Source organism: Dysgonomonas sp. 521, from assembly GCF_010501055.1.
In the GTDB taxonomy this organism is placed as follows: domain Bacteria; phylum Bacteroidota; class Bacteroidia; order Bacteroidales; family Dysgonomonadaceae; genus Dysgonomonas.
Genome location: NZ_QVMO01000053.1, coordinates 19,338 through 28,731, shown reverse-complemented (window position 1 = coordinate 28,731; position 9,394 = coordinate 19,338). Strand labels below are relative to the sequence as shown.

At 39.6% G+C, this 9,394-nt stretch carries 7 protein-coding genes; 2 read left to right on the top strand and 5 right to left on the bottom strand.

Annotation, left to right across the window (positions count from 1 at the left end; translation table 11 throughout):
• Positions 1–666 precede the first annotated feature (666 nt).
• Positions 667–2,091 carry a hypothetical protein gene (locus tag D0T84_RS14655; protein WP_185155751.1) on the top strand — a complete coding sequence of 475 codons (1,425 nt, stop codon included), beginning with the start codon at positions 667–669 and terminating at the stop codon, positions 2,089–2,091.
• A gap of 180 nt (positions 2,092–2,271) precedes the next feature.
• On the top strand, positions 2,272–3,891 hold the full coding sequence (locus D0T84_RS14650; RefSeq protein ID WP_163308607.1) for an OmpP1/FadL family transporter: 1,620 nt from the start codon (positions 2,272–2,274) through the stop codon (positions 3,889–3,891).
• 71 nt (positions 3,892–3,962) lie between these two features.
• On the opposite strand, the gene D0T84_RS14645 is transcribed toward D0T84_RS14650, so the two are convergent.
• The 5 genes from D0T84_RS14645 to proB are packed head-to-tail and all read right to left on the bottom strand — an operon-like array spanning position 3,963 to position 8,432.
• The gene (locus tag D0T84_RS14645) at positions 3,963–4,919 is read right to left on the bottom strand and encodes an N-acetylornithine carbamoyltransferase (RefSeq protein WP_163308606.1); all 957 of its coding nucleotides are present in this window, start codon (positions 4,917–4,919) and stop codon (positions 3,963–3,965) included.
• A gap of 32 nt (positions 4,920–4,951) precedes the next feature.
• The gene (locus D0T84_RS14640) at positions 4,952–5,134 is read right to left on the bottom strand and encodes a hypothetical protein (protein WP_163308605.1); all 183 of its coding nucleotides are present in this window, start codon (positions 5,132–5,134) and stop codon (positions 4,952–4,954) included.
• A gap of 22 nt (positions 5,135–5,156) precedes the next feature.
• Positions 5,157–6,065, bottom strand: a complete 909-nt coding sequence (locus tag D0T84_RS14635; protein WP_163308604.1) for an acyltransferase family protein — start codon at positions 6,063–6,065, stop codon at positions 5,157–5,159.
• 31 nt (positions 6,066–6,096) lie between these two features.
• Positions 6,097–7,350: a glutamate-5-semialdehyde dehydrogenase gene (locus tag D0T84_RS14630; RefSeq protein WP_163308603.1), complete on the bottom strand. Its 1,254-nt coding sequence runs from the start codon at positions 7,348–7,350 to the stop codon at positions 6,097–6,099.
• 2 nt (positions 7,351–7,352) lie between these two features.
• Entirely contained in the window at positions 7,353–8,432 is a 1,080-nt protein-coding gene (proB, locus tag D0T84_RS14625) for a glutamate 5-kinase (protein ID WP_163308602.1), read from the bottom strand.
• Between the last annotated feature and the right edge of the window lie 962 nt (positions 8,433–9,394).

The window sequence follows — 9,394 nt, the reverse complement described above, 5'->3', positions numbered from 1 at the left end:
TGCAAATCAGGCGTCAGCCAGCGCCGTTAGCAAGCGTACGGGGTACCCACCCGGTGCAGGCGGCGTAGAATGAAGTGCGGGCGCTTTTAAGCATCGTCTGCCAATTATTGCAATGATGAGATTATCATCACTTCATTCAGCCGGCAAACCGATGGTGGGTCGTACGGCGAAGCGGGGCGCAATGCTTTTTTGCTTACTTTTGGAGCTTCGGCCAAAAGTAAGGCAAGCAATCTGTGATTGCGCGCAGATAGAAAATTAAAGAACACATAATTTAAACAAAAACAAATACTGATTCGCATTAATAATAAAAATCCGTGTGACTCCCATTACTCTGAGGTTAAATAAAAAATCAAAATAACTTCAAAAATAAGCATGGTAAAATGAACCAGTTGTCTTAAATAACGTTTAATTTATAACCAATTTTAACAATACGATACGCAACATAGTCCTGTTTTCTAGCATCTTTACAAATAGAAGCATTGAAGAAAAAAATAAAAGTCGTATATTTGTTTATTACTTGGTATAATATTTTTTGAATGAGATTAAACCTTTATGATTCCAGACAGTCTAAGGTTTATATAATAATAGAGGAAAATTTAATTAAAACAGATTATTGTCACAAAACAAGACTAAAGATTATAAATATAATTAATAGGAGAGCAGGTTATGAATACTAAAAAATTATTACTGTTGGTTCTGGTGTCAGCGATGCCGTTTCTGGCTTTTGCACAGGAATGGGATGACATATATGCTACTTCTAAAAAAGATAAAAAAGAAGTAAAGAAAGCTAATCCACAAAGACAAGTTGACCAAACACAGGTTTTACTTGTAAAAGATAATGGCGATATTACATTAGAACGTACAGGAAATGTAAACATCGATGTGGATGCATATAACCGCAGAGGTGGGAATGTGAATGTCTATGATAATAACGATCAATATCAGGATTCGGCTGTGTACTCCGACGAATATCAGGATTATCAATATACTGACCGTATAGTAAAATTCCATGACCCTGAAAACAGCGTTAAGATATCCAGTGATAACGAAATAAACGTATATGTAGTAAACGATGCATATAACGGATATTACCGCAACCGCGGATGGAACTTTAACGTAAACCTTGGTTGGGGTTGGGGATTTGGATACAGCAGCTACTACCCTTGGTACGATCCATGGTATTATCCTTCTTATTCGATAGGATGGTATGACCCTTGGCATTACGGTTCTTGGGGCTGGGGTTGGAGCAGACCTTGGTACGGCTGGGGCTGGAGCAGGCCTTGGTATGGCGGAGGCTGGTACGCCGGTTGGTACGGCGGCGGAGGCTGGTATGGTGGTGGCTGGTACGGTGGTGGACATCGTCACTATTCAAACTATTCATATTCGGGACGCCCTCGCTATGGATATGGTTCGAGCGGACGCTATTCAGCATCAAATTCAGGACGTTATGGCTCTTCATATAACAACTCGGGGAGATATTCTTCATCATATAACGGAGGCCGTGGTTCATCTACAGCCAGCACACGTCCATCATACAATAGTGGCAGAGGTTCGAGTAGCGTAAACACCCGTCCGTCATATAATACAACAGGCAGAGGCTCTTCGAGCGGTGTAAGTACAAGACCGTCTACACGTCCTAGCTATAACAATAGTGGTACATCTACAGGCAGAGGTTCTTCGAGTGGTGTAAGCACAAGGCCGACTACACGTCCTAGCTACAACAACAAAGGAACATCTACCGGTAGAGGCAACTCTTCAAGCGGTGTAAGTACAAGGCCGACTACTCGCCCTAGCTACAACAGTAGCGGAACATCCGGTAGTTCAGGCAGCTCGCGCCCTAGCTACAACAGTAGTTCGTCAAGAAACTCAAGGCCTAGTTACAACAGTGGTTCATCCGCCAGCTCAAGACCTAGCTACAACAGTAGCTCTTCGAGCCGTCCTAGCTACAATAGCAGTTCCAGTTCGCGCCCTAGCTATAGCGCTCCATCGAGCAGTTCGTCAAGAAGCAGCGGCTCTTACAGTTCAGGAGGCTCTTCTTCAGGCCGTTCGTCCGGTGGCGGTGGCGGTAGAAGTAGCGGCGGACGCAGATAATATCAGAAATTAGAAATCCAAAATAGAAAAGCTGTTTCAACAAATTAAACTTTTGGAACAGCTTTTTTAAGAAATTACGAAAAGGTAAAGAAATCTGGGTTAAACAAATATGCTCCATTAATGTTATAGATGTGGCTATATAGATTTTGTCTACTACTACAATAAATAAACTTTATATATATGAAAAAAGTATCATTATTAATGCTTACCGCAGTATTTTCATTCGGGATGGTTCATGCCCAGAATGAAATGGATGCATATAAGTTTTCAAAAAATGATTTGACCGGAACAGCCCGGTCTGTAGCCATGGGTGGAGCCTTTGGTGCATTAGGAGGAGACATTTCGGGTATAGCGATCAATCCTGCAGGAATAGGAGTTTACTCGAGATCCGAGATTGTAACAACGATGAATTTCCAAAATACCAAATCGCAGGCAGAACTGAACGCAGGGAAACTAAGCGAAAGTAAATTTAAGTTTACTTTTGATAACCTCGCTTTTGTAGGAGTATTTCCTTTGAATAATGATGTCGCTCCATTTTTGAATGTCGGTTTTTCTTATAACCGTCTGAAATCATTTGACCGCACATACAGCATGATGGGGAATAATACCCAATCCATTACAGGCTACATGGCAGGTAGAGCAACATCTAACGGGTATCCAAGCTCAGATATTTCACTGGCCGATAACGATCCTACAAGTGTATGGAATAGCCAGGATTGGCTGACAACATTAGGCTATAACGCTTTTCTTATAAATGAAAATTCTCCCGGTTCATATAGCGCAGCCATACCCAACAATGTATCTAACGATCTTTATGTTCGCGAGAAAGGAGCAATCAGCTCATACGACTTCAATATCGGTACAACCTTTGAAAATGTTTTCAGCATAGGAGCTACTGTGACCATGACAGATATTAATTATCGCTTATATTCGCAATACACAGAATATATGCCTGATGGTAACGGAGGATTGTCAGATAACAGAAGATTCGATTTGTATAACTGGAACAGGACCGACGGAACCGGATGGCAGGTTAAAGCAGGCGTTATAGTGAAACCTGTACAGGAATTACGCATAGGTCTGGCGTACCACTCTCCTACATGGTATAAAATGACTGACCATTTTGCCGCAGACCTGGATCATGACCTATCGGCAGTATCCGGCATGCCTTCTGATTACAAAAGTGGTACTGTTATGAGTTATGACGGAGGTGAAGACGCTGTATATGATTATAAATTGCGTACTCCTGATAAATGGACTATCAGCATGGCCGGAGTGATCGGAAGAAAGGCTATAATCAGCGCCGATTATGAGTTGACAAACTATAAGAATAACATGAAGCTTTTCGACCGCAACAGTAATACACTTATTCCGGATCCTAACGAATATATCAAGAATGATTTCAAGATGGCTTCAGTAGTCCGCGTAGGTTTAGAATACCGGTTTACAGATAAATTCTCAGGACGTGTAGGTTACTCATGGATGGAGAGCCCATTTCAGTCTAGCATAAAGAATAGTGGCGAAGAGGTAACTACCGACCCACGCCCGGTAACTCATTATGTTTTTGATAAAGAGACTAATTACTTTTTTACTTATGGATTGGGGTATCAATTCATCCCTGAAAGAAGAGGAAGTGATTCCGATTGGTCTGAGGGGTATTTTTATACAGACATCGCCTTTGTAATGAAATCTCAGAAGGCTGATTTATATTCCTTTACGGGGGCTGAAAAAGCTTCTTTAAAAACAAGCTCATTTCAAGGCCTTTTAACAGTAGGATATAGATTTAGCATGGGTTATTAACAGATAATAATAAAATGGAAACGGTGAGTCTTTCTATGAGATATACCGTTTCCATTTTATTATACCTATATCTAAGTCAGGCTTTCCAGCATTCTTTTTATAACCGTTTGAGCCGATATCTCACGGTTTGCCGCCTCCGGAATAACGATGGATTGCGGGCTTTCTATTACATCATCGCTCACAATCATATTACGGCGCACAGGTAGGCAATGCATAAAGTAAGCATTGTTTGTAAGCGCCATTTTCTGGGAAGTTATCGTCCATGACATATCCTTACTCAGTATTTTACCATAGTTAGGGTCGGCATACGCAGCCCAGTTTTTAGCATATACAAAGTCTGCTCCTGCCAGTGCTTTATCCTGATCATATTCAACCACAGCTCCACGTACAAATTTAGGGTCAAGCTCATAACCCTGTGGATGAGTGATTACAAAGTCTACATCCGCTTCATTCATAAAGTCAGCAAAAGAATTGGGTACAGCCTGAGGAAGCGCCTTCGGATGTGGAGCCCACGTCATAACCACTTTTGGCCGTGAGGTTCTCTTATATTCTTCTATGGTAATCAGGTCGGCAAAAGCCTGTAAAGGATGCCCTGTTGCAGCCTCCATACTGAATACGGGCTTACCGGAATATTGTATAAACTGATTAAGGATCTTCTCCTGATAATCGTCTTCCTTATTTTCGAACTGAGCAAAAGCACGCACACCAATAATATCACAATAGCTGCCCATTACGGGGATCGCCTCCAATATATGCTCGGACTTGTCGCCATCCATGATTACCCCACGTTCTGTCTCAAGCTTCCATGCTCCCTGATTGATATCGAGTACCATCGTGTTCATACCCAGATTCATTCCGGCTTTTTGAGTACTCAGGCGTGTACGCAGGCTGGAATTGAAAAACACCATTAGCAAGGTCTTGTTTTCTCCCAGGCTTTTATATGCAAAACGGTTCTTCTTTATCTCCAAAGCTTCGCTCACTGCTGCTTTTAAGTCTCCTAAGTCTTTTACATTAGTATATGTTCTCATTGTTTATATCGTTTTATTTCATTTATTCAACCTTAATCTTCCGTAATATTCTTCTTGTCTCTTTTTCTATCGTATGCCTTTTTACTTTTATGCACACTCGTTATACGCTTCCATCCCGGCGATTTAGATAATTCATTTTCCCGGTCAGCCTTCTTCACGGCTTTGATATAGTCGTCAATTGTTATTTTCCCTGTTGTACGTTTCTTCTTTTTCATAATTATAATGTCCTATACTCTTTTATAAGAATATCTTTACATACTTATTAATATAGATAATAAAGATAGATAAAATAAATGACAGCAAACAAACAATGGCAAAGCGGACAAGTGTATTTGGGTATTCGCCATTTATTAACATGAGTATAGCAAAGGGGTGTATGAAATATATAGCAGAGGCCATAGAACTAATATTCATTAAATAACTATTACTGAATTTATAAGTAGAGTGTTTGAAAACGAATATAATGATCAGAGGACATAAAACAATCAAAACAATATAGATATTATGTGCAATATATGCACGGAACCCCAGATAAGATTCGATTAAAAGCACCATGAAACATAGTATAATGGAAGGGATCAGGTATATATCTTTTATTTTAGAGATAATATCTTTTGACCGAATGTAATAGCCACAGAATACAAAAGGAAATCCCATAAATAATCCATTACAAACATTGCCACGCATCCCTTCCCAAACAACTCCTCCAGAAAAAAGTAATAAAGCAATGATTAGTAAAACGTGATCATTTTTTATTCCTTTTTTTAATACAAATAAAAGGATGCATCCATATATAAGACTAACGACATACCATAAATGAGAAGAAGAACTCAATAGGAAATTTTGTAATAAATTTGCATAATCAATTTTTCTGTCATAAAATAATATATAGAAAACAAACCAAGTTATATATATGGTCAGCAAATGCAAGACATATTTTTTAACAGCACTAAAGTCTTCTATCTTCTTTGCCAAGTAATACCCATTGATTATAAAAAAACAAGGTACAGCAATCCGTGCTATTCCTTGTGATATAAACCAGTTCCATAAAGGATGAGTCTCTGCCAGCTTCACCTCTACATGTATTGTAATAACCAATATACTGAGAAAAATCTTAAAAAAATCGAGTGTAATATTTCTTTCCATCAATTAAAATTATGTACTCTTGCACTAAGTATTAAGACCTGATTTGCCCGTCTCCTTTTATCAGCCATTTATAAGTACATAGTTCCTCTAATGCCATTGGCCCACGGGCATGCATCTTCTGTGTACTGATACCTATCTCCGCGCCAAGCCCAAACTGGGCACCATCCGTAAAGGCTGTAGATGCATTTGCATATATACATGCGGCGTCAACCATCTTTTCGAATAGATCAATAGCTTCGTTATTCTCGCTTATGATAGCCTCACTGTGTTTAGAGCTGTATTTGGATATGTGATTAATGGCTTCTTCTATATCCGACACGGTTTTCACAGCCATTTTGTAATCCAGAAACTCTGTACCGAAACTATCTTCTTCAGCCTTTTTCAAGAGGTCGTACGGATAGTATGAGAACAAGGCCTCATAAGCTTGTTTATCAGCATAAATAACCACATCTTTCTTTTCCATATCTTCACAGAGGTAGTGCAGATCGTCCAGCCTTTCCCTGTCGATAATAAGGCAATCAAGAGAGTTGCAAACACTAACCTTCCTTGTCTTTGCATTGGCAACAATATCTTTACCTTTCTTCGTATCCCCTTCCCTGTGAAAATATGTGTGGCATACACCGGCGCCGGTTTCAATAACAGGTATACGCGAATTCTCGCGAACATAGTTTATCAGGTCCTTTCCTCCACGGGGTATAATCAAGTCTACATAATCCCTGGCATTCATCAGCTCCTCCGTAGCGCTACGGTCATTCGGCAACAATGTGCAGATATTCGGATTTACACCATTTTCATCCAATACATTACGGATAATATCGATAATAGCCTCATTGGAAAAGCGCGCATCCGACCCTCCTTTCAATATACACGCATTACCCGATTTCAGGCAAAGCGAGAACACATCGAAACTAACATTGGGCCGTGCCTCGTATATGATCCCGATTACACCGAACGGCACAGTCACTTTTGAGAGATTCAATCCATTGGGTAAGGTCTTCTGCATCAACATTTTCCCTACAGGGGAGGGAAGCTTTGCTACATTACGGATATCTTTCACAATATCCGCTATCCGTTGCTCATTCAATAGCAGCCGGTCATATTTGGGATTATCTGTATCCATCCTTTGAAGATCCTTTTGATTTTCGGCTAGGATATAATACATTTTCGACTCGGTTTCTTTTGCAATAGCTTCCAGTATTGCGTTAATCTCTTTTTCTTTCAGTAAATTGAGGCTCTTACTGGCCTCTGATACTAGCTGAAAGGTGTTCTGGTGATAGTCGTCCATTTTTACTTTTCGATATATAAATAGTCGTAATGAATAATTGCTTTTTTATTGCTCTTTCCTATGACTTCTTTTGCCTTTTCGCTATTGTAAGCAGCTTTCCCTATACCTATCTGCTTCCCGTTCGTTTCGTCAATGATGCGTACCACATCGTCAGCTTCAAAGTTACCAACAATTTTAGTGACCCCAACTGGCAAAAGGCTTACCGCCTTATCGCCGAGAAGGACTTCGCGAGCACATTGGTTAACATACACTTCGCCTTTTGTAAAGCCTTCTGAATGGGCAATCCATTTTTTTACGCTGGTGGTCTTCTTCGCCGAAGGGATAAAGTGCGTAGAAACGACATCTTTCCGCTTCATCAAATCTATCAGGATATTGTCCCTCCTGCCGTTTGCGATAATCACTTCAATACCTTCTTCGGCAGCCTTACGGGCTATATTGTACTTGGTAGTCATGCCTCCCCGCCCGGTGGAAGACTTGGATGACTGGATACAATCTTCGATATTATCCTTCTTAACATCTATCTCCCTGAATATCTCCGAGTTCTTATCAGAAGGGTCGCCGTTGTAAATACCGTCTATATTGCTGAGTATAATAAGTTTCTTACACCCCATCATTGCCGCCACAAGACCCGACATTTCATCATTATCGGTAAACATCAGCCCTGTAACGGAAATAGCGTCATTCTCGTTCACAATAGGGATTACCTTATTATCCAACATTACCGACATGCAGTTGCGTTGGTTAAGGTAATGGCGCCTTGTTGAAAAATCCTCCTTTGTAGCCAATATCTGGCCACAAACAATGTTCTGCTGATGAAACAGATCCGAGTAACGGTTTATCAGTTTTACCTGTCCGATAGAGGAATATAACTGGCGGGCGGATATGGTATCCAATTTGGCTTTTACCTTTATCTCCATCTTTCCCGAAGCTACAGCCCCTGACGATACCAGAATGACTTCCGTACCATTCTTATGCAGTTCTGCAATCTGATCTACAAGGGCTGACATGCGGGTAACATCCAGCGTACCATCCTTGCGGGTTAATATCTGACTGCCTATTTTTACAGTAATACGCTCTTTCATCAACAGAATTTTCTAAAAAGACAAAGTTAAAACTTTATTTCTGGTAAAATGATACAGGAAATAGAAAAAGGGCGTAAAAATGCTCATTCTCCAGTCAGGTTACACTATAAAATTAAAAAAGTGACAAAGGTGACACTTTTTATGCTGTTTATTTTGTCACTTCTTTTTTCTCCGGATTATGTCAAAGACCATCTAATAGTAGATAATTTTTTTCCGTAATAATACACATACTTTTCATACTTCTTCCTACAGGGGAAATCAAAATCCACAAAGCTGTCTCAGGCTTATGCAGGAGGGTATGTAAAAAGTCTGTCATTCCGTACTTGATACGAAATCCCCCCTTTAAATAATTAAAAATGAAAAATGAATAGTTAGTAACTGTTCAAACAGTTTCTTAGTAACCGTTAGGAAATTTCTCGTTCTGATTTTTAGAATTGTTTTTGAGATAATTTTTATTTCCACGAAGCGATAGTAGCGGGCTACTTGAGCTGAGTGAAAGAGAAAATTAGCCGAAAACAAGCTAAAAATGAACGAAGAACTCTTAACCTTTCTCTTATGAAAAAGAATTCGTGAAATTTCCTAACAGTTTCTAAGAGCCTGTTTAAATTTTAGCGAAAATTTTTATTACAGGTTCTGGTCAATAGTTCTTAGCAATTTTTTTAGGCTCTTTTTAGCGTATTTTTAGCTCCGCCGATTTTCAATTCCCTTTTTACTCTTGGTTTAGCCCGCTAATTAGCTCCGCTGACCGTTGGTTCGGCTGGCAAAAATGATATAATCCATCTAAAAATAGCTATAAAAAAGATTTGCTATAAAATTTAAACAGACTCTTAGATTAGCTAAACTTTTTGCATAAACATGAAAGTACCAACAAAGATTTACACTTGATCCGATATATTCCAAAATATGAACCCAATCTAAAAACTTGAGGGATTTCAATTTATGCATATAACCGCCCCCACCTA

Coding starts and splice junctions, on each gene's coding strand:
- D0T84_RS14655 (WP_185155751.1), top strand. CDS start 667: ATGAATACTAAAAAATTATTACTGTTGGTTCTGGTGTCAGCGATGCCG.
- D0T84_RS14650 (WP_163308607.1), top strand. CDS start 2,272: ATGAAAAAAGTATCATTATTAATGCTTACCGCAGTATTTTCATTCGGG.
- D0T84_RS14645 (WP_163308606.1), bottom strand. CDS start 4,919: ATGAGAACATATACTAATGTAAAAGACTTAGGAGACTTAAAAGCAGCA.
- D0T84_RS14640 (WP_163308605.1), bottom strand. CDS start 5,134: ATGAAAAAGAAGAAACGTACAACAGGGAAAATAACAATTGACGACTAT.
- D0T84_RS14635 (WP_163308604.1), bottom strand. CDS start 6,065: ATGGAAAGAAATATTACACTCGATTTTTTTAAGATTTTTCTCAGTATA.
- D0T84_RS14630 (WP_163308603.1), bottom strand. CDS start 7,350: ATGGACGACTATCACCAGAACACCTTTCAGCTAGTATCAGAGGCCAGT.
- proB (WP_163308602.1), bottom strand. CDS start 8,432: ATGAAAGAGCGTATTACTGTAAAAATAGGCAGTCAGATATTAACCCGC.